Here is a 19,564-nt window from a genome sequence, read left to right on the forward strand (position 1 = left end):
GTTTGCGCTGACCGGCATCCGACACCGAGTGGGCAGGGCAGCGCATGGCCGTCGATCCCCTGATCGAGCTGCGGGACGTCAACAAGCACTTCGGACCGCTGCACGTCCTGAAGGACATCAGCCTCACCGTCGGCCGCGGGGAGGTGGTGGTGGTCATCGGCCCCTCCGGCTCGGGAAAGTCCACCCTGTGCCGGGCGGTCAACCGGCTGGAGACCGTCGAGTCGGGCACGATCCTGATCGACGGGGAGCCGCTGCCCGCCGAGGGCAGGGACCTGGCACGGCTGCGCGCCGAGGTGGGGATGGTCTTCCAGTCCTTCAACCTCTTCGCGCACAGGACCGTCCTCGCCAACGTCTCCCTCGCGCAGGTCAAGGTCCGCGGACGGGGCAAGCGCGAGGCGGACCGGCGCTCACGGGAACTACTGGAGCGGGTCGGCCTCGCCGACCAGGCCGACAAGTTCCCCGCCCAGCTCTCCGGCGGCCAGCAGCAGCGCGTGGCCATCGCCCGAGCCCTCGCGATGGACCCCAAGGCGCTGCTCTTCGACGAGCCCACCTCCGCGCTGGACCCGGAGATGATCAACGAGGTGCTGGAGGTCATGCGGCAGCTCGCCCGGGAGGGCATGACCATGGTCGTGGTCACCCACGAGATGGGCTTCGCCCGCTCCGCGGCCAACCGCGTGCTCTTCATGGCCGACGGCCGGATCGTCGAGGACCGCACCCCCGAGGAGTTCTTCACCGCGCCGGAGACCGACCGGGCCAAGGACTTCCTCTCCAAGATCCTCAAGCACTGAGGACCCGGGAAGGGCCGCCAAGGCCCGGCCGCCGCCGTGGATCACCGCGGACCGTGGATCACCGCTCGCGCAGCGGCACGGAGACATAGCTGGGGTCGCCCTGCGGCGAGGAGAAGGTCAGCTGCGCGCCGGCGGGGTTGTGCTCGATGTAGAGCGGGTCGACGGTGTCGACGACGAGGGCGAGCCGGTGGCCCGCCGGCACGTCGTAGGCGGTCGAGAAGAGCTCCAGGTCCACGCCGAAGGCCTGGCCGGGAGTTTTGCCGTGGAAGGTGTACGGGGCGTTGGTGACCAGCTTGCCGATGCCGAGAGGGCCGACGTCGTAGAGGTAGGCGACGAAGGTGCCGTCGCCCTTGGTGGGCGTGACGGTGGTGTGCAGCCGGACGGTGCCGCGGATCCGGCGGGCCTCGCCGTAGCGGCCCGACTGCCAGACGGCGGCGAAGGCCCGCGGCAGCAGCGGGATCGAGGCGATCGGCGGGGCCTTGAAGAACTGGTCGAGGACGCTGGAGAGGATGACCACGCCGCCGTCGGCGCCGGAGTCCACGTTCGCGAAAAGGTGCTCGCTGTCGGAGAGGGCCAGCCTCTCGGTGCCGCCGGAGCCTACCGACGCCCAGTCGGCGTACCCCTCGTAGCCGCTGTCGCTACGGGACTTGATCTGCACGGGGGCCTCGGTGTCGACACCGTTGCGCTCGCCCTTGAGGTGGCGGTCGAACCAGCGGTGGGCGTTGGTCCAGGTGTCGTTGGGCAGGCCGAGCAGGCCGGTGCCCTCCGCCGTGGCGTGGTCCCCGGGGCGGAACTCCAGCCGCTTGGGGCCGGTGAGCCGCTCGTAGAACTTCGCGTACTGGTTCGGCGGGAAGATCGTGTCGCCCCAGGCGTTGCCGAGCATGACGGCGGTGCCGTTGGCGTTGATCCGGTCCACCTGCTCGGCGGCCGAGCGCTTCCTGCCCCAGTCGATCATCTGCTGCTCGCGCTCCAGCCGGGAGCCGAGGAAGTCGCCCAGGATCGACTGGAGTTCGGGCCCCGGACGGCCGGTGAGGTTGCCGACGGCGCCGAGCAGGCCCGCGGCCTGGCGGTGCTGGGTGCGCCCCGAGTAGATGGACTCGATGAGGTCGGCCCAGCCGCTCATCGCGACCACGGCCTTGACGCGCGGGTCGTGCGCGGAGGCCAGCAGGCTGATGCCGGCGCCGTACGAGACCCCGCCCAGGCCGATGCGGTCCGCGTCGGCGGGGGTGTGGGCGAGAGCCCAGTCGATGACGGCGGAGACGTCGGCGATGTCCGGCGGCCCGGCCACCTCGATCTGCCCGCCGGAGAGCCAGAAGCCGCGGGGGGCGTAACTGACCACTACGTAGCCGGAGTCGGCGAGCTTCCTGGCCTGGGCGATGTATTCGATCTGCGGCGTGCCCCAGCTCGTGGGCAGCACGATCAGCGGATACTTCCGGCCGCTCTGGGCTCCGGCCGGCGTGAAGACGTTGCCCTTGAGGGTGATGCCGCCGGAGCCGGGGATGTCGTGGAACCGCAGGTCCGCCGGGGCGGTCTGTGCGGTGGCGGCAGTGTTGGCGGTGGCGGCCGGGGCGGGCGCGGTGGCCGCCTGGGCCTGGTGGGGGGCCAGGCCCAGGGCGGTCGCCGCCAGGAGTGCCGCCACGGCTGCGGCGGTGGTGGTGCGTTCCATCGGTCGCTCCTCGCGTGCACCGGAGTCCTGAAAGTGACCCGACGGTAACTGGAGCGACTTACCGGAGGTAACCCGTGGGTAAGTTACGTGGTGGTAACAATTGAATGAGAGTCAGTCGGGACAGCCCCGCAGGTCAGCCGTTCTGCGGGGCGGTGGACAGGGCGCTCTTGGCCTTCCACTGGTCCCAGGACAGGTTCCACTCGCCGTAGCCGTTGCCGATGTCGGCGTTGCCCTTGGAGCCCTCGCCGACCACCTCGAAGGGGTCGCCGATCTGCGACTGCGCGAAGAACTCCTTGGCGTTGGCGTCGCTCATGCCCACGCAGCCGGAACTGCTGTTGACCCGGCCGAAACTGGCCTCGTTCCACGGGGCGGCGTGCGCGTACATGCCCGACCAGGTCAGGCGCATCGAGTAATCGACCATCTTGTCGTAGGCGTTGTCCAGGCCCACCGTCTGGGAGTCCATCCGGATGGTGCCCTCCTTCGACATGATCACCATCTTCCCCGACCAGGACGCCTTCTTGCCGCCCGGAGTGCCCGCCGAGATCGGGATCGTCTTCTGCGCCTGGCCGTTCTCCGTCACCGACAGCTTCTTGGTGTCGAGGCTGACCTGCACCCGGCGATCCTTGCCGATCTTGAACTCGGTGGTGTAGTCACGGGCGAACATCCCGCCGCCCTTGCCGGAGTCCACGCCGTTCAGGTTCATCTGGACCTTCACGTCGGTGCCGGACTTCCAGTACTCCTTGGGCCGCCAGTCGACCCGGTCGTTGCCCGAGTGGTCCTTGATCCAGCCCCAGGAGCCCTCGGCGTTGTCCGAGGTGGTGACCTTGAGCTGCTTCTCCACCTCGGCCTTGTTCGCCACCGGGTTGTCGAACACCAGCGACACGGGCATCGCCACGCCCACCGTGCTGCCCTTGGGTATGTTGATCGAGACCTTGTTCACCTTGTCGGCGGCACTGGTCCTGAACTGCGTCGTGGCGCTCTGGCTGTCGGTGTTCTGCGCCTCCACCTTGTACTCCGCACCGGCCGGGGCGTTGCGCTCCGACGTCCAGGTCTTCCCGTCGTCGGCTATCTTCCCCGGCAGCTCCGCACCCTTGGCGTCGGTCACCTTCACCTGCGCCAGCTTGCCCTCGGCGACGGTCACCGTCACCGGCTGGCCCGCCTTGACCTGATCGCCCGTGAGGTTCACCGAGACCGCCATGGGCGCCTTCGGCTTCGACTCCTTGCCCTTGTCGTCGCTGCCGCCGCCGCTCCCGCCCGAGCAGGCGGTCAGCGCGGCGGCCAGGAGTGCGGTGCCCGCAATGGCGGTGCGGCGTGTGCGGCTCAACGAAGTGCCCCTTCGGGTGGCGGTGGTGGCGAGCGTTCGCAAAAGAGGATGAGAACAAGGCGACTTTAGGTTGCGTAAACCGCGTAAAAGATCGGCCTTTTCGCTTGTGACCTGGACCGCAGCGAAACGGTCATCGTCCGGTCACATTCGCCGCGCACCGCGGTCACGGGTGGCTGTGAGAGTCCTGTGAGACCCCTCGGCGCAACAGGAAGGCCGTCACCCGTGTGCGCACTGCTCGTCACCCCCGCCCGGCAGGACCAGGACCATGAGCTCCAGGTGCGCGCCCTGTCCGTCTCCGAATACCGGTCCTTCCTCTCCAGGACACCGGCCGCGAGCTTTTTGCAGTACCCGTCCTGGGCTCGCGTGAAGGACCTCTGGCGCTCGGAAATGGTCGGATGGCACTGCCCGGGCGGAGAGATCGAAGGCGCCGGTCTCGTTCTCTACCGGCAATTGCCCGGTACCCGCAAATACTTCGCCTACCTGCCCGAAGGCCCCGTCGCCGACTGGTCGGACCCGCGTGTCGACCGCTGGCTGGGCCCCCTCATGCGCCACCTGCGCGAGGCCGGAGCCTTCGCCGTCCGCATCGGCCCCAGCCCCGCCTACCGCCGCTGGGACGCCGCCACCGCCAAGGCCGGCGCCGGAGCGGGCCGTCAGATATCCGACGTCCTCGCCACCGAGGTCGACCCCGTCGGCGCCGCCCTCGCCGACCGGCTGCGCACCCGCGGGTGGAAGCGCTGCGGCGGCGAGGACGACGGCGACGCCCAGCCCCGCCACGTCTTCCGCGTGCCGCTCGCCGGCCGCAGCCTCGACGACCTGTGGTCCGGCCTCAACCAGGAATGGCGCCGCAACGTCCGCAAGGCGGACAAGGCCGGGGTCGAGACGGTCCTCGGCACCGCAGAGGACCTGCCCGAGTTCTACCGGCTGCTGCGGATCACCGAGGAGCGCGACGGCTTCCGGCTCGGCCGCTCCCTCGCGTACTACGAGCAGCAGTACCGCGCCCTGAACGAGGAACAGCCCGGCCGCATGCGGCTCTACCTCGCCATCCACCGCGGCGAGATCCTGGCCGCCCACACCATGATCAGCACCGGCAGCAGGGTCTGGTACCAGACCGGAGCCTCCGCCGACCACCGGCGCGAAGTACGGCCCAGCAACGCCCTGCAGTGGCGCATGATGCGCGACGCCCACGCCCTCGGAGCCGATGAGTACGACATGCGCGGGGTACCCTCCACTCTCGACCCCGACGAACGTTCTTTCGGGCTGCTGCGCTGGAAGCTCGGCACCGGCGGACACGTCGTCGAAACGCTCGGCGAATGGGAGATCCCGATGGACGGAGTCGCCAACACGGCTCTCTACAAGGCGTTCCAGGCCTACCTGGCCCGCCGGTGACGGCCACCGACACCAGACCGGCCGGCCCGGCACCCGACAGCGCGGCACCGAAGAAGACCTCGGTGCTGCGCAGCGGCGCGCTCATGGCCGCCGGCTCCGTCGTCTCCCGCGCCACCGGCTTCATACGCTCCGCCGTCGTCGTCGCCGCCCTGGGCACCGGACTCCTCGGCGACGGCTACGCCGTCGCGAACACCGTCCCGAACATCATCTACATCCTCCTCGTCGGCGGAGCGCTCAATGCCGTCTTCGTGCCCGAGCTGGTCCGGGCGGCCAAGGAACACCCCGACGGCGGCGCCGCCTACACCGACCGCCTGCTCACCGCCTGCACGGCGGCGCTCGTGGCACTCACCGCCGCCGCGGTCCTCGCCGCCCCGCTGATCGTCTCCGCGTACACCGGCTACAGCGGCGCCCAGGCGAGCACCACCGTGGCCCTCGCCCGGTACTGCCTGCCCCAGATCCTCTTCTACGGGCTCTTCACCCTGCTCGGCCAAGTGCTGAACTCCCGCGGCCGGTTCGGCGCGATGATGTGGACCCCGATCCTCAACAACTTCGTGATCATCGCCGTCTTCGGGCTGTTCCTCTACGTCTCCCACGACGGCGCGGGCGGCCTCACCGCCGCCGAGACCCGCCTCCTGGGCCTCGGCACCACCGCCGGAATCGTCGTCCAGGCCCTCGCCCTGATCCCCTCGCTGCGCGCGGCCCGCTTCCGCTGGCGCCCCCGCTTCGACTGGCGCGGCAGCGGCCTCGGCCGCCCCCTGCGCAACGCCGGCTGGACCGTCCTGCTCGTCCTCACCAACCAGATCGCCTACTGGGTCGTCACCCGGCTCTCCACCACCACCGGGCAGCACGCCGTCGACGCCGGCCTCGCGGGCGGCGCCGGCTACACCGCCTACAGCAACGCATACCAGCTGTGGATCGTCCCGCAGGGCATCATCACCGTCTCCCTCGTGACCGCGCTGATGCCCAGGATGAGCTCGGCCGCCGCCGACGGAGACCTCGCGGCCGTCCGCCGCGACGTCTCCTACGCCCTGCGCTCCAGCGCCGCCGTCGTCGTCCCCGCCGCCGCCCTCATGGCCGTCCTCGCCCCCTGGGTGATGGGCGCCGTCTTCGGCTACGGACGCACCGGCGCCGCCGACATCGAGGTGATGGCGGGCATGCTCACGGCCTTCGCCCCCGGCCTGGTCGCCTTCTCCGCGCAGTACGTGCTCGCGCGCGGCTTCTACGCCCTCTCCGACACCCGGACCCCCTTCCTCCTCAACCTCGTCATCGTCGCCCTGAACGCCGGACTGTCGGCCGCCGCCTACCTCGTACTGTCCCCCCGCTGGGCGGTCACCGGCATGGCCGCCGCCTCCTCCGTCGCCTTCCTCGCGGGCGCCGCCGCCACCGGCTACGCCCTCTCCCGCAGGCTCGGCCCGCGCACGGGCACCCGTACCGCACGGCGCACCAGCGCCGTACGCACCCACCTGAGGCTGCTGGCGGCCTGCGTCCCCGCCGCCGGCGCGGCCTACGCGGCGGCCCTCGCCGCCGGGAGCCTCGGCGACTTCGCCGCGGTCGGCGCGGGAACCGTGTCCCTCGCCCTGGTCGTCGTCCTCCTTGCCCGGCCGCTGCGCCTGGCCGAGATCACCGACCTGCTCGACTCCCTGCGCCGCAAGACCGGCCGGTAGCGGGAGGAGGAGCCGAAGACCGCCTTGGGATACTGACCGGATGCCACGCGTACTGCTGATCGAGGACGACCCTTCCATCCGCGAAGGGGTCGGCCTCGGCCTGCGCCGCCGCGGCCACGAGGTGCGGGCCGCCGAGACGGGGGAGGAAGGACTCGCCGTGATGGCGGACTTCCGCCCCGAACTCGTCCTGCTCGACCTGATGCTGCCCGGCGTCAACGGCGTGCAGGTCTGCCACCGCATCCGCCAGACCAGCGAAGTCCCCATCATCATGCTCACCGCACGCGGCGACGACTTCGACATCGTCATCGGCCTGGAGGCGGGCGCCGACGACTACATCGTCAAACCCGCCCGCACCGAGGTCATCGAAGCCCGCATCAAGGCCGTGCTGCGCCGCCTCAGCGACCCGGTCGGAGCCCGCCCCGGCATCGAGGCGCACGGCGAACTGACCATCGACCGCGCCGGGCTGACCGTCGCCAAGAACGGCGAACGCGTCGCCCTCGCACCCAGCGAGATCAAGCTCCTGCTGCACCTGTCGGCCTCGCCCGAGCAGGTCTTCTCCCGCCAGCAGCTCCTTGAGTACGTCTGGGACCACAGCTACCACGCCGACGCCCGGCTCGTGGACGCCTGCGTCCGCCGCCTGCGCCACAAGATCGAGGACCCCGCCCGCAGCCCCCGCTACATACAGACCGTGCGCGGCTTCGGCTACCGCTTCGGCCCCCTGTAGGCCGCGGTGCGACGCATAGCGCCCCTCGGGCTGCGCACCCGGCTGATAGCGGCCTTCCTCCTGGTCGCCGCGATCAGCGCCGGCACCACCGCCGCCCTGACCTACCAGCAGGCCCGCAACGCCATCCTCAAGCAGACCCAGGACACCGCCGTCAGCACCCTGCGCGACCAGATCGAGCAGCAGGAGTTCCGCCTCCCCCTGGAACAACAGGAGCTGCAGCGCATCGTCATCGAGCTCGGCAAGCGCGGCAAACCCCACCCGTGGATCATCTTCGGCGAGTACGCCGGCATGCGCGTCTCCACCAACCCCGACACGCCCACCTCCACCGTGATCACCGACAGTCTGCGCGACCAGGTCCGCGACAACCGGTACGCCGCCTTCCAACGCGTCGAGGACCAGCGCGGCAACCCCTGGCTGACCATCGGCGTCCCCGCCGTCTTCGAGCACAACGGATACACCGAGCCCACCGGGGTCGTCTTCTACGCCAGCGTCCCGCTCTCCGCCGAGAAGCAGACCGTCGAAGCCATGGTCGAGGCCGCCCAGCAGGGCGCCGTCCCAGGCCTCGCCATCGCCATCGTCCCCGCGCTGCTGGCCGCCCGCAGCGTCCTGCGGCCGGTCCGCGACATGCGCCGCGCCGCCCAGAAGCTGGGCAAGGGCCGCCTCGACACCCGCATCGAGGTCCGGGGCGCCGACGAACTCGCCGGACTCGCCCGCACCTTCAACGAGACCGCCCGCGCCCTGGAGCAGTCCGTGCGCGAACTCCAGGAAGCGGAGGTCCGCGCCCGCCGCTTCGCCTCCGACGTCTCCCACGAACTGCGCACCCCGCTCGCCGGAATGCTCGCCGTCACCGAAGTCCTCGACGAGGACGCCGCACGCCTCGACGCCGACACCGCCAAGGCACTGCGCCTGGTCAGCGCCGAGACCGGCAAACTCGCCGTCCTCGTGGAGGACCTGATGGAGATCTCCCGCTTCGACGCCCGGGCCGCCGAGCTCAACCTCGACGACGTGGACATCGCCGAAGCCGTCCGCAAGACCCTCGAACGACGCCACTGGGACGACCACCGCGTCGTCACCGAACTGCCCGACGCGGTACGCGCCCGGCTCGACCCGCGCCGCTTCGACGTGGTCCTCGCCAACCTCGTCGGCAACGCCCTGCGGCACGGCGGCGCCCCCGTACGCGTCACCGTCCGCACCGCGCCCGGCGAGGCCGGCGAACGGCTCCTCATCGACGTCGCCGACAGCGGACCCGGCATCGCCCCCGAGGTGCTGCCGCACATCTTCGACCGCTTCTTCAAGGCCGACGCGGCCCGCACCCGCTCCGCCGGCAGCGGCCTCGGACTCGCCATCACCCTGGAGAACGTACGCCTGCACGGCGGCACCCTCCGCGCCGGCAACGGGCCCGGCGGGGGAGCCCTCTTCACCCTCGACATGCCGCTGGAGGCCCGCGTATGACAGCGCAGAGGGCCGCGGCCCGCGCCGCGGCGGCCACGGCGGTACTGACCGGCTGCGCCCTGCTGCTCGCCGGCTGCGGCATCAAACGCACCGGGGTGGTCGAGAGCGGCCACGCCGCCGGCGTCAAGGTCCCCGGCGGCAAGACCGCCGCCGTCCTCTACTTCGTTTCCAAGGACGGCGACCGGCTCGTCCCGGTCCCCTTCTCGATCGGCACCGACTACACCCTCGCGCCCACCCCGCTCGTGCGGCTGCTGCTCAACGGCCCCAGCGGTCCGGCCGCGGCGGCCGGGCTCACCACGGCGCTCCCGCAGGTGCCCGACGCGAAAACCGACGCCGTGACGGTGAGCAAGTACTCACAGGAGAACGGGCTGACCGTGACCGTGCCGTTCGCGGTCGCCGGACTGTCGCAGACGGCCCGCAACCAGCTGGTGTGCACCGTCGGCGCCTCCGCAGTACCGGACACCCTCAGCCCGGTCACCATCCGGGGCACCGACACCACCCTCCCCTCCGCCGACTGCCGGACGCCGCGCTGACGCAGGCCGCGCCCTTGCGGGCCGGCCCTCGCACCCGTCACGGTGGCCCCATGGACCACGCCGTGGACGTACCCGACGTCTTCGACCCCCGCATCTACGCCGCCGGCGTCCCGCACGAGCGCTACCGGCTCCTGCGCGACCTGCACCCCGTGGCCTGGCAGCCGGAGCCCGAGATCGGCGCCTGGCCCGCCGGACCCGGGTTCTGGGCCGTCACACGGCACGCCGACGTCGTCCGCGTGCTGCGCGACCACCGGACGTACTCCTCCTGGCTGGGCGCCACCCAGATCCGCGACCCCGACCCGGCCGACCTGCCCTTCCTGCGCCGCACGATGCTCAACCAGGACCCGCCCGACCACGGCCGGCTGCGCCGGCTCGTCGCCCGCGCCTTCACCCCCGCCCGCGTCGACGCCTTCGCCGGGCGCGTACGCGAACGGGCCCGCACGCTGCTGGCCGCGGCTCGGGACCACCCGGACGACGACGGCGCCGCCGACATCGTCCGCACCGTCACCGACGAGTACGCTCTGCTGAACCTCACCGACCTGCTGGGCGTCCCGGCCGCCGACCGCGCCCTGCTGCTCGACTGGACCGTACGGGTCATCGGCTACCAGGACCCCGACGACGCCCCCGCACCGCGGCTCGGCCCCGACGGCAGGCCCCTCAACCCGCGCTCCCCGGCCCTGCTCGGCGAAATGTTCGCCTACGCCCGCGAACTCGCCGCCCACAAACGACGGCACCCCGGCGACGACGTCATGACCGCTCTCGCCACGGCCGGACTCGACCCCGCCGAACTGGAGATGTTCTTCTTCCTGCTCACCGTCGCCGGAAACGACACCGTACGCAGCGCCGCCCCCGGCGGCCTGCTCGCCCTCGCCCACGCCCCCGACGCCTACCGCCGGCTCGCCGCCGGCCGGTACCCGGTGGCGGGCGCGGTCGAGGAGCTCCTGCGCGTCCACCCCCCGGTCCTCAGCTTCCGCCGCACCGCCGCCGCCGACCACGAACTGGCCGGCCGGCCGGTCCGGGCCGGCGACAAGGTCGTCGTCTTCCACGCCTCCGCCAACCACGACGAACGCGTCTTCACCGACCCGGACCGGCTGGACCTCGGCCGCACACCCAACCCGCACGTGTCCTTCGGAGACGGCCCCCACGTCTGCCTCGGCGCGCACTTCGCCCGCCTCCAGCTGCGCACCCTCTACGAGGAGTGGTGCGCGGCCATGCCCGTACCGGAACTCGCGGGCCCGCCGCGGCGTCTGGTGTCCAACTTCATCAACGGGATCACACGGCTGCCGCTGCGGGTGTCCGGGCCGGCCGGGTGACGTCCGCGACCAGCTCGGTCACGTCCGGCCCGTAGGCGTCGGAGTTGACCACCTTCAGCACCAGGCAGAACGACTCCGCCCCGTACTTGCGCGCCAGCCGCGTGTGGTGCCGGCTCAGGTACCGGGCGGCCGCCTGGTTGCTGACCGCGGTCTGCCCCGACAGCAGGAACACCGGGCGGCCGCCCTCCCCGCCCACCAGCCGGGCCAGCACCACGTACTCCTCAAGCCCGTTGCGCCACCGGTAGCTCTCGCCGCCCACCTGGATCGCGCCGCGGTCCTCGCGCTGCTCGGCGTCGCCGATGACGGTGATGCCCGGCAGCATGGACGCCAGGTGCGCCGTGGTACGGGCGTTGGACACCGGCCCGCCGACGCAGAACTCCGCGCGGTCCCCGAAACCCTGACGGGCGGTGTCGTGCGTGACGATCTGGACGTTCGCCCCGCAGTCCTTGATCAGGGCGGAGATCTCCAGCAGGGCGAAGGCGTCGTTGCGGTGCAGCGACGAATCCTTCCCGCCCATCTGCCGGTTGACCACGAACAGACAGTCGGCGCCGGCCGGCAGTCCGAAGAACGCCTGCTTGCGGCGGAGGGCGCGCCTCCAGAGATAGGTCCGGGAGAACCAGCCGAACCCGCCGCTGACAGCGGTGGCTATCAACCCCAGCACGATGTTGCGCACGTCGTCGTTCATGCGCCGGATGCTAGCGCCGCGGCCGGAGCGGGTCACCGGGTCACGGCGCCCGGTACGGCACCTCGCCGCGTTGTCGGACCACGCACGTACGTCCGGTACGAGCCGTGGCCCTCCGCCTTGCGATGCACCGCACCGGACACCGCGCCCCGGCAGACCTTCCCGGCCACAGCACCGGCGCCGCAGCCGGAGCGGGTCACCGGCGCGGTCCGCCCCGGCCGGCGGCGCGCCCGGGCGGACGCCCTGACGGGGCGGCACCCCCGGCGCTAGGCTCGCCCCCACGCTGCCACTGGAGGTCCGGATGCACCGTCCCGCCGTCGCCCGCACGTTACCGCTGCTGACCGTCGTCGCCGCACTCGTCTCGACCGGAGCCGCGCCGCCCTCCGCCGCCGGGACCCAGACCCCGCCGGCGAAGGTACCGGTCGCCGCCGGCTACGGCGGGGCCGTCGCCAGCGTCGACGCCGACGCCTCGGCCGCCGGGATCGCCGTCCTGCGCTCCGGCGGCAACGCCGTCGACGCCGCCGTCGCCACCGCCGCCGCGCTCGGCGTGACTGAGCCCTACTCGGCGGGCATCGGCGGGGGCGGCTACTTCGTCTACTACGACGCCCGCTCACACCGGGTGCACACCATCGACGGCCGGGAGACCGCCCCGGCCTCGGCCACCGAGACCCTGTTCCAGGAGAACGGGCAGCCGATCCCCTTCGCCGAGGGCCAGACCAGCGGCCTCGGCGTGGGCGTCCCCGGCACCCCCGCCACCTGGAAGACCGCCCTCGACGCCTGGGGCAGCCGTCCGCTGGGCCACCTGCTGAAGCCCGCCGAGAGGCTGGCCCGCGACGGTTTCACGGTGGACGGCACCTTCCGCGCCCAGACCGAACTCAACCAGGACCGCTTCGAGGACTTCCCCGACACCGCCAAGCTCTTCCTGCCGGGCGGCGCCCTGCCGGTCGTCGGCTCCACCTTCAAGAACCCCGACCTGGCCGCCACCTACGCCGAACTCGCCCGCAAAGGCACCGGAGCCCTCTACCGGGGACCCCTCGCCGAGGACATCGTCCGGGCCGTCCGCACGCCCCCGGTGGACCCCGCCGCCACCCGCACCGTCCGGCCCGGCGACCTCACCACAGCGGACCTGCGCGCCTACACGACCAAACGGCAGGCACCGACCCGTGTCGGCTACCGCGGCCTGGACGTCTACAGCATGGCGCCCTCGTCCTCGGGAGGCACCACCGTCGGCGAGGCCCTGAACATCCTGGAACGGACCGACCTCTCGAAACTGTCCGAGACGCAGTACCTGCACCGCTTCATCGAGGCCTCCCGGATCTCCTTCGCCGACCGCGGCCGCTGGGTCGGCGACCCGGCCGCCGTGGACGTGCCGACGCGGGAACTGCTCTCGCAGCGGTTCGCCGACTCCCGCGCCTGCCTGATCAGGCCGGACCGGGCGCTGACCAGTCCGCTGGCCCCCGGCGACCCCCGCCACCCGGTGCCCTGCGCCACCACCGGACAGGCCGCGCCGACCACGTACGAGGGCGAGAACACCACGCACCTGACGGTCGCCGACCGCTGGGGCAACGTCGTCTCCTACACCCTGACCATCGAGTCCACCGGCGGCAGCGCCATCACCGTCCCCGGCCGCGGCTTCCTCCTCAACAACGAACTCACCGACTTCTCCTTCGCCCCGGCGGCGCCGGGAGTCCCCGACCCGAACCTGCCCGGCCCCGGCAAGCGGCCGCGCTCGTCGATGTCCCCGACGATCGTCCTGGACGACGGCCGGCCGGTGCTGGCGGTCGGTTCACCCGGGGGAGCCACCATCATCACCACCGTCATCCAGACCCTGACCGGCCACCTGGACCGGGGCCTGCCGCTGGTCGACGCGATCGCCGCGCCGAGGGCAAGCCAGCGCAACCAGACCACCACCGAGCTGGAGCCGGGCCTGTGGAACAGCCCGCTGCGCGCCGAACTGGAGGCCCTGGGCCAGGCGTTCCGGCAGAACCCGGAGATCGGTGCGGCGACCGGGGTGCAGCGGCTGCCGGACGGGCGCTGGCTGGCGGCGGCGGAGACCAGCCGCCGGGGCGGCGGCTCGGCCATGGTGGTCCACCCGCGCGGAAAGCCGTAGCCGGGCTCGCGGGGGCACGGGGGTCGCGGGGGCACGGGCGTCATGGGGTCACGGGGGTCACGGGGCGGTCAGGATCCGCGGGCCGCGGCCGGTGATGGCGACCGTGTGCTCCGAGTGGGCGGCACGGGTCCCGTCGACGGTGCGCAGTGTCCAGCCGTCGCCGTCGCACCGGTAGTCGTCCGTACCGCCCGCGATCAGCATCGGCTCGATGGCGAGGACCATGCCGGGGCGCAGCTTCATACCGCGCCCCGGCGGGCCCTCGTTGGGCACACCGGGGTCCTCGTGCATGCGGCGGCCGATGCCGTGCCCGCCGAACCCGTCGGGGACTCCGTATCCGGCGGCGCGGCAGACCGTGCCGACGGCGTGGGCGATGTCCCCGATCCGGTTGCCGGGCACGGCGGCGGCGACACCGGCCGCGAGGGCCGCCTCGGACGTCTCGATCAGCCGCCGGTCCTCGGGACGGGCGCGGCCGACGGTGAAGCTGACCGCCGCGTCCCCGACCCAGCCGGCGAGTTCGGCGCCGCAGTCGATGCTGACCAGGTCGCCGTCGCGCAGCCGGTAGCCGTCGGGGATGCCGTGGACGATCGCGTCGTTGACGGAGGCGCACACCACCGCAGGGAAGGGCACCGGCGCGAACCGCGGCCGGTAGCCGAGGAAGGGCGAGGTCGCGCCGGCTCCGCGGAGCACGTCGCGGGCCACCCCGTCCAGCTCCGCCAGGGTCACTCCGACGTGCGCGGCCCTGCGTACGGCGGCCAGCGTGCGGGCGACGATCCGCCCCGCGGCGCGCATCTTCTCGATCTCGGGTGCTGTCTTCAGTTCCACCATGCCAATAACTATACCGGTATAACTGTAACGGGATAACTTTACCGGGATAACTATTGGTGCTCCGGGTAGGATGGCCCCATGGTCCGTACCCCCCTCACCCCTGAAGAGCGCGAGCGCGGCGAGCGCCTGGGCGCCCTGCTGCGCGAGGCCCGCGGCGCCCGCAGCATGGTCGAGGTTGCGGCCGGAGCCGGGCTCTCCGCGGAAACCCTGCGCAAGATCGAGACCGGCCGGGCGCCCACCCCCGCCTTCTTCACGGTCGCCGCCCTCGCCGAGGCACTCGGCCTCTCACTGGACGATCTCCTCCGGCGCTGCGCGGCCGTACCGGCGTAGGTCCGCCGAAGGCCGCCGAAGGGCCGGCCTCCCCGTGCCGTTCGGGCGGGAGCCGGGGCCGGACGGCCCAATCGGCGGTGGGACGTGCCGCGGGCGGGGCAAGCGTGAAGGCGTGTCAGCCACGAACGCAGCCGAACGACTCGGGTTCGCAGCCGTCGGCGCCCTCCTCGCCGGAGGGCTGCTGCTGGCCGCGTGCACCCTCCCGGACGACCGGCCGGACCCGTACGCGAAGCGGACGGGCGTGCCCGGCAGGGAACGCCGGCCCCCCGCGCCCCGGCGGCCCGCCGGCCGGCCCCGCACGCCGGCGGCGTACTCGGCCGCCGCGGCGCCGGCCAGGGCCGGACGCCCCGCCTGCTCCAGGGGGTGCCGGGCCACGGGCGACAGCACTTAGGGTCCGGGTATGGATCTCCAGGAGCTCGGCAGCGCGCGTTACGTCAGCCTCACCACCTTCCGCAAGGACGGCACACCCGTGGCGACCCCCGTGTGGGCGGTCGCCGACGGCGGCGAGCTGTACGTGTGGACGCGCAGCGACTCGTGGAAGGTCAAGCGCATCCGCAACAACGGGAGGGTCACGCTCGCCGCGTGCGACGTGCGGGGGCGCGTCGAGGAGGGCGCGCCCGTCGTCGAGGGGCGGGCCCGGCTGCTCGACGAGGAGGGCCTGCGCCGGGTGCGCAAGCTGATGTCGCGCAAGTACACCTGGCAGTTCTGGGCGGTGGACGTGCCCGCCGCCCTGGTGCGCCGGGGGAAGCGGCCGCACACCGCCGTCGCCGTCAGGCTTTGAGGCTCCCGTAGCCCGTCCGTAACACGCGTGCGGTCCAATGCGGGCATGGAGACCGCGACTTCACTGGCGATCAGTCAACTCTCCCGCTATCTCACGGGACTGACGCAGCGGCTGGATCCCGGGGCAGGCTGGTACGGGGAGTTCCTGCGCCGGGATCCGCAGGGCGTGCGGGCCTGCCTGACCGGGGCGGCGATACCCCCGTGGGACGTGGTGGAATCTCTGCTGGGCGACCTGGCGGGGGTGGGCGGCGCGGAACTCGCGGCGCGGGAGGCCGTATACGCGGCGCGGCTGCGGGCGGCGGCCGTCGCCGTCCGGGACCGGCTCCCGGGAGGCGAGGACGAGCTGCGGAGCCTCCTCGCGGCGCAGGCCACCAGGCGGGCGGAGACGGAGGCCGCCCTGCGGAGCCTGACCGCCCGGCTGCGCGCGCCCGCCCACCGGGCCGAGGCCGAGGCCCTGGCCCGGGAACTGTCCTGGGTCCGGGACGACGCCGCCCGCGCCGCGGCCCGCCACAAGGACCTGGCGGCCCGCCTGGCCGCCCTGCGCAGCGACCCCTTACCGCCCCGAACCGAAGCCCCCGCCCACTCCGGGCCCCACCCCCGAACCCGGAGCGCACCACCGGATCCCGCGCCCCGGCCGTCCGACGCCCCCACGGAGCCCGCGGCCCCGCCAGAGCCCTGGCCGCCGTCACAGTCCCAGGCGGTCCCGCCCGCCGGGAGCCGGCCCCAGGCCGAGGCGCAGCACCCGGCGGCCGCCCCGGCGGAGCCCGCTGCTGAGGCCCGGGTCCTGCCGCCCGTCGGAGAGGCCGAGCGGCGGTGGTCGCGCAGGGCGCGGCGGAGCGGGGGTGCCCGGTACGCCGGGGCGGCGGCTCCCGAAGCCCCCGCCTTCACCCCGCCCCCGGGGCATGCGGACGCCGCGGCCCAGCCGGCCCCGCGCGGCGCCCGGTTCGGCCGGCGGCCGCCCGAGCCGCAACCCGAGCCCGAGCCGCAACCCGAGCCCGAGCCGCAAGCCGAGCCCGAGCAGCGAGCCGAGCCCGAGCCGGCGCCGGAACCGCAGGCCCCGCCCACGCCGGCGCAGCCGACCGGCACGCCCCGGTCCGTCAGCGCCGAACTGCTCGCCCTGCGCGCGCAGGGCCGCAGCGGGGAGGCGTACGCCCTGCTCTGCCAGGCCGCGGCCGGGCCCGCCCGGCAGCTGCCCCAGCTGGCCGCCGAGCTGACCCGCGCGGGGCTGGCGGCCGACTGGAACACCCTGCTCTGGGAGGCTTCCTCACTGCCGCCCTCACAGCTCGCGGCTGCCGCCGCCGCCCTCGGCGACGCCGGCCGGGAGGACGACTGCGACACCCTGCTCCGCCAGGGCGTCTCCCGCCCCGCCTCCCAGGTCGCGGACGCGGCTCTCGCCCTCGGCGCGGCCGGCCGGTCCCGGGAGGCCGGCGCCCTGCTCGGAGCCTTCGTACGCGTGCGCACCGCCGAGGAGGCCGCCGCCCTGGCCCGGCACGACCCAGGGTGGTTCACCCCGAAGCTGCTCCACGCGGCCGGCCTGCTGCCCGGTGCCCGCCACCGCGACCTCGTCCACGCCCTGCGCGTCGCCGGCATCGTCCCCCCTGCCTGAGGGCTGTCCGCCGCGGTCCGCGCGGGCCCCCGCACGCGCGGCCCTTGCGGACTCCCCGCCTTCATGTCCTCAAAGTCCCGTCCGCTGACCGCAAACGACCGGGGCGCGACGTAACGTGACCGACTACTCCAACTGTGCAAGGCGGTCTTGCCCCACGCTGTGACGAGGCCTACGTTCTACTCCCTACGCACACCGTCTACGTGCGTAGAACTCGGCGTTCCCGTCACAAGGAGCAGCTCATGGCCCAAGTCGTCCGCGCCGCGCTGGTCCAGGCCACCTGGACCGGAGACACCGAATCGATGATCGCCAAGCACGAGGAGTACGCCCGCCGGGCCGCCGCCGAAGGCGCGAAGATCATCGGTTTTCAGGAAGTGTTCAACGCCCCCTACTTCTGCCAGGTCCAGGAGCCCGAGCACTACCGCTGGGCCGAGGCCGTCCCCGACGGCCCGACCGTCCGCCGCATGCAGGACCTCGCCCGCGAGACCGGGATGGTCGTCGTCGTCCCCGTCTTCGAGCTGGAGAGCGAGGGGTTCTACTACAACACCGCCGCCGTCATCGACGCCGACGGCACCTACCTGGGCAAGTACCGCAAGCACCACATCCCGCAGGTCAAGGGCTTCTGGGAGAAGTACTACTTCCGCCCCGGCAACCTCGGCTGGCCGGTCTTCGACACCGCCGTCGGCCGGATCGGCGTCTACATCTGCTACGACCGCCACTTCCCCGAGGGATGGCGCCAACTGGGCCTGGCCGGCGCCCAACTGGTCTACAACCCCTCCGCCACCCACCGCGGCCTCTCCGCCTACCTCTGGCAGCTGGAACAGCCCGCCGCGGCCGTCGCCAACGAGTACTTCGTCGCCGCGATCAACCGCATCGGCCAGGAGGAGTACGGCGACAACGACTTCTACGGCACCAGCTACTTCGTCGACCCGCGCGGCCGCTTCGTCGGGGACGTCGCCAGCGACAAGGAGGAGGAACTCCTCGTCCGCGACCTCGACTTCGACCTGATCAAGGAGGTCCGCGACCAGTGGGCCTTCTACCGCGACCGCCGCCCCGACGCCTACGGAGGGCTCGTACAACCGTGACCGACCCCACTCCGCTCCACAGCCGCCACCGCACCGTCCTGCCCGACTGGCTCGCGCTCTACTACGCCGACCCCATCGAGCTCACGCACGGCGAGGGCCGCCACGTCTGGGACGCCGACGGCAACCGCTACCTCGACTTCTTCGGCGGCATCCTCACCACCATGACCGCCCACGCGCTGCCCGAGGTCACCAAGGCCGTCTCCGAGCAGGCCGGACGGATCATCCACTCCTCCACCCTGTACCTCAACCGGCCGATGGTCGAACTCGCCGAGCGGGTGGCCGCACTGTCCGGCATCCCCGACGCCCGCGTCTTCTTCACGACCTCCGGCACCGAGGCCAACGACACCGCCCTGCTGCTCGCGACGACGTACCGCCGCTCCAACCAGATCCTGGCGATGCGCAACAGCTACCACGGCCGGTCCTTCTCCACCGTCTCCATCACCGGCAACCGCGGCTGGTCCCCGACCAGCCTGTCCCCGTTGCAGACGTACTACGTCCACGGTGCCGTCCGCACCCGCGGCCCCCTCGCCCACCTCGACGACACCGCCTTCACCGCCGCGGCCGTCGCCGACCTCGAAGACGTACTCGGCCAGGCCCGCGGGGGAGTGGCCGCCCTCATCGCGGAGCCGATCCAGGGCGTCGGCGGCTTCACCTCCCCGCCCGACGGCCTGTACGGCGCCTTCCGCGAGGTCCTCGACCGCCACGGCATCCTGTGGATCAGCGACGAGGTGCAGACCGGCTGGGGCCGTACCGGCGAGCACTTCTGGGGCTGGCAGGCGCACGCCCAGAACGGCCCGCCGGACATCCTCACCTTCGCCAAGGGCATCGGCAACGGCATGTCCATCGGCGGCGTCGTCGCCCGCGCCGAGGTGATGAACTGCATCGACTCCAACTCCATCTCCACCTTCGGCGGCTCCCCCGTCACCATGGCGGCCGGCGTCGCCAACCTCGGCTACCTGCTGGAACACGACCTCCAGGGCAACGCACGACGCGTCGGCGGCCTGCTCCTGGAATGCCTGCGCCAGATCGCCGCCACCGTCCCCGCCGTCCGCGAGGTCCGCGGCCGGGGCCTGATGGCCGGCATCGAACTCACCAGGCCCGGCACCGACCAGGCCGACCCCGACGCCGCCTCCGCCGTCCTGGAGGCCGCCCGCGAAGGCGGCCTGCTCCTCGGCAAGGGCGGCGGCCACAACACCAGCGTGCTGCGCATCGCGCCGCCGCTCTCCCTCACCGTCGCCGAGGCGGAAGAGGGCGCCGAGATCCTCGAACAGGCCTTGCGCAGCATCCAGTAGGGGGGAT

18 protein-coding genes are annotated in these 19,564 nt (G+C 72.8%); 14 read left to right on the forward strand and 4 right to left on the reverse strand.

From position 1 onward, the window contains the following. The first annotated feature begins 44 nt into the window (after window positions 1–44). Complete coding sequence (locus BSL84_RS27235; protein ID WP_075971338.1) at window positions 45–788, forward strand: amino acid ABC transporter ATP-binding protein; 744 nt, start codon at window positions 45–47, stop codon at window positions 786–788. 58 nt (window positions 789–846) lie between these two features. Here BSL84_RS27235 and BSL84_RS27240 read toward each other — a convergent pair whose 3' ends face one another. Further along, the gene (locus BSL84_RS27240; protein WP_030027884.1) at window positions 847–2,454 is read right to left on the reverse strand and encodes a CocE/NonD family hydrolase; all 1,608 of its coding nucleotides are present in this window, start codon (window positions 2,452–2,454) and stop codon (window positions 847–849) included. A 133-nt stretch (window positions 2,455–2,587) separates the two neighbouring features. Continuing rightward, entirely contained in the window at window positions 2,588–3,778 is a 1,191-nt protein-coding gene (locus tag BSL84_RS27245; RefSeq protein WP_030027885.1) for a L,D-transpeptidase, read from the reverse strand. Window positions 3,779–4,000: 222 nt separating this feature from the next. Here BSL84_RS27245 and BSL84_RS27250 point away from each other — a divergent pair, with 222 nt between their 5' ends. The 6 genes from BSL84_RS27250 to BSL84_RS27275 are packed head-to-tail and all read left to right on the forward strand — an operon-like array spanning window position 4,001 to window position 10,850. After that, window positions 4,001–5,164, forward strand: a complete 1,164-nt coding sequence (locus BSL84_RS27250) for a lipid II:glycine glycyltransferase FemX (protein ID WP_030027886.1) — start codon at window positions 4,001–4,003, stop codon at window positions 5,162–5,164. After that, window positions 5,161–6,828, forward strand: coding sequence for a murein biosynthesis integral membrane protein MurJ (gene murJ / locus BSL84_RS27255; protein ID WP_075971339.1), 1,668 nt, complete (start codon window positions 5,161–5,163; stop codon window positions 6,826–6,828). Before BSL84_RS27250 ends, murJ begins: the two co-directional genes overlap by 4 nt. Window positions 6,829–6,868: 40 nt before the next feature. After that, the gene (locus BSL84_RS27260) at window positions 6,869–7,552 is read left to right on the forward strand and encodes a response regulator transcription factor (RefSeq protein WP_030030401.1); all 684 of its coding nucleotides are present in this window, start codon (window positions 6,869–6,871) and stop codon (window positions 7,550–7,552) included. A 6-nt stretch (window positions 7,553–7,558) separates the two neighbouring features. Further along, the gene (locus BSL84_RS27265; RefSeq protein WP_030030400.1) at window positions 7,559–9,004 is read left to right on the forward strand and encodes a sensor histidine kinase; all 1,446 of its coding nucleotides are present in this window, start codon (window positions 7,559–7,561) and stop codon (window positions 9,002–9,004) included. Next, window positions 9,001–9,537, forward strand: a complete 537-nt coding sequence (locus tag BSL84_RS27270) for a GerMN domain-containing protein (protein WP_051873282.1) — start codon at window positions 9,001–9,003, stop codon at window positions 9,535–9,537. The genes BSL84_RS27265 and BSL84_RS27270 overlap by 4 nt, the downstream gene beginning before the upstream one ends. Before the next feature lie 50 nt (window positions 9,538–9,587). After that, window positions 9,588–10,850 (forward strand): cytochrome P450, encoded by a 1,263-nt coding sequence (locus BSL84_RS27275; protein WP_030030398.1) that lies wholly within the window; start codon window positions 9,588–9,590, stop codon window positions 10,848–10,850. On the opposite strand, the gene BSL84_RS27280 is transcribed toward BSL84_RS27275, so the two are convergent. Next, window positions 10,810–11,535: a hypothetical protein gene (locus tag BSL84_RS27280; protein WP_030030397.1), complete on the reverse strand. Its 726-nt coding sequence runs from the start codon at window positions 11,533–11,535 to the stop codon at window positions 10,810–10,812. The genes BSL84_RS27275 and BSL84_RS27280 overlap by 41 nt on opposite strands. Window positions 11,536–11,833: 298 nt before the next feature. Between BSL84_RS27280 and ggt the strand changes: the two genes are divergently transcribed. Then, window positions 11,834–13,642, forward strand: a complete 1,809-nt coding sequence (ggt, locus tag BSL84_RS27285) for a gamma-glutamyltransferase (RefSeq protein ID WP_075971340.1) — start codon at window positions 11,834–11,836, stop codon at window positions 13,640–13,642. A gap of 57 nt (window positions 13,643–13,699) precedes the next feature. Here ggt and map read toward each other — a convergent pair whose 3' ends face one another. After that, on the reverse strand, window positions 13,700–14,467 hold the full coding sequence (gene map, locus BSL84_RS27290) for a type I methionyl aminopeptidase (protein WP_075971341.1): 768 nt from the start codon (window positions 14,465–14,467) through the stop codon (window positions 13,700–13,702). 78 nt (window positions 14,468–14,545) lie between these two features. On the opposite strand from map, the gene BSL84_RS27295 reads away from it, so the two are divergent. From BSL84_RS27295 to BSL84_RS27320, 6 genes are all read left to right on the forward strand, one after another. After that, on the forward strand, window positions 14,546–14,797 hold the full coding sequence (locus tag BSL84_RS27295) for a helix-turn-helix domain-containing protein (protein WP_030033453.1): 252 nt from the start codon (window positions 14,546–14,548) through the stop codon (window positions 14,795–14,797). A gap of 112 nt (window positions 14,798–14,909) precedes the next feature. Then, on the forward strand, window positions 14,910–15,188 hold the full coding sequence (locus tag BSL84_RS27300; RefSeq protein WP_075971342.1) for a hypothetical protein: 279 nt from the start codon (window positions 14,910–14,912) through the stop codon (window positions 15,186–15,188). A gap of 9 nt (window positions 15,189–15,197) precedes the next feature. Beyond that, complete coding sequence (locus BSL84_RS27305) at window positions 15,198–15,578, forward strand: PPOX class F420-dependent oxidoreductase (RefSeq protein WP_030034269.1); 381 nt, start codon at window positions 15,198–15,200, stop codon at window positions 15,576–15,578. A gap of 45 nt (window positions 15,579–15,623) precedes the next feature. After that, window positions 15,624–17,183: a hypothetical protein gene (locus tag BSL84_RS27310; protein ID WP_075971343.1), complete on the forward strand. Its 1,560-nt coding sequence runs from the start codon at window positions 15,624–15,626 to the stop codon at window positions 17,181–17,183. 239 nt (window positions 17,184–17,422) lie between these two features. Then, window positions 17,423–18,265 carry a nitrilase-related carbon-nitrogen hydrolase gene (locus tag BSL84_RS27315; RefSeq protein ID WP_030026227.1) on the forward strand — a complete coding sequence of 281 codons (843 nt, stop codon included), beginning with the start codon at window positions 17,423–17,425 and terminating at the stop codon, window positions 18,263–18,265. After that, the gene (locus BSL84_RS27320) at window positions 18,262–19,557 is read left to right on the forward strand and encodes an aspartate aminotransferase family protein (protein WP_075971344.1); all 1,296 of its coding nucleotides are present in this window, start codon (window positions 18,262–18,264) and stop codon (window positions 19,555–19,557) included. The genes BSL84_RS27315 and BSL84_RS27320 overlap by 4 nt, the downstream gene beginning before the upstream one ends. The last annotated feature ends 7 nt before the right edge of the window (window positions 19,558–19,564 follow it).

The organism is Streptomyces sp. TN58, from assembly GCF_001941845.1.
Taxonomy (GTDB): Bacteria; Actinomycetota; Actinomycetes; order Streptomycetales; family Streptomycetaceae; genus Streptomyces.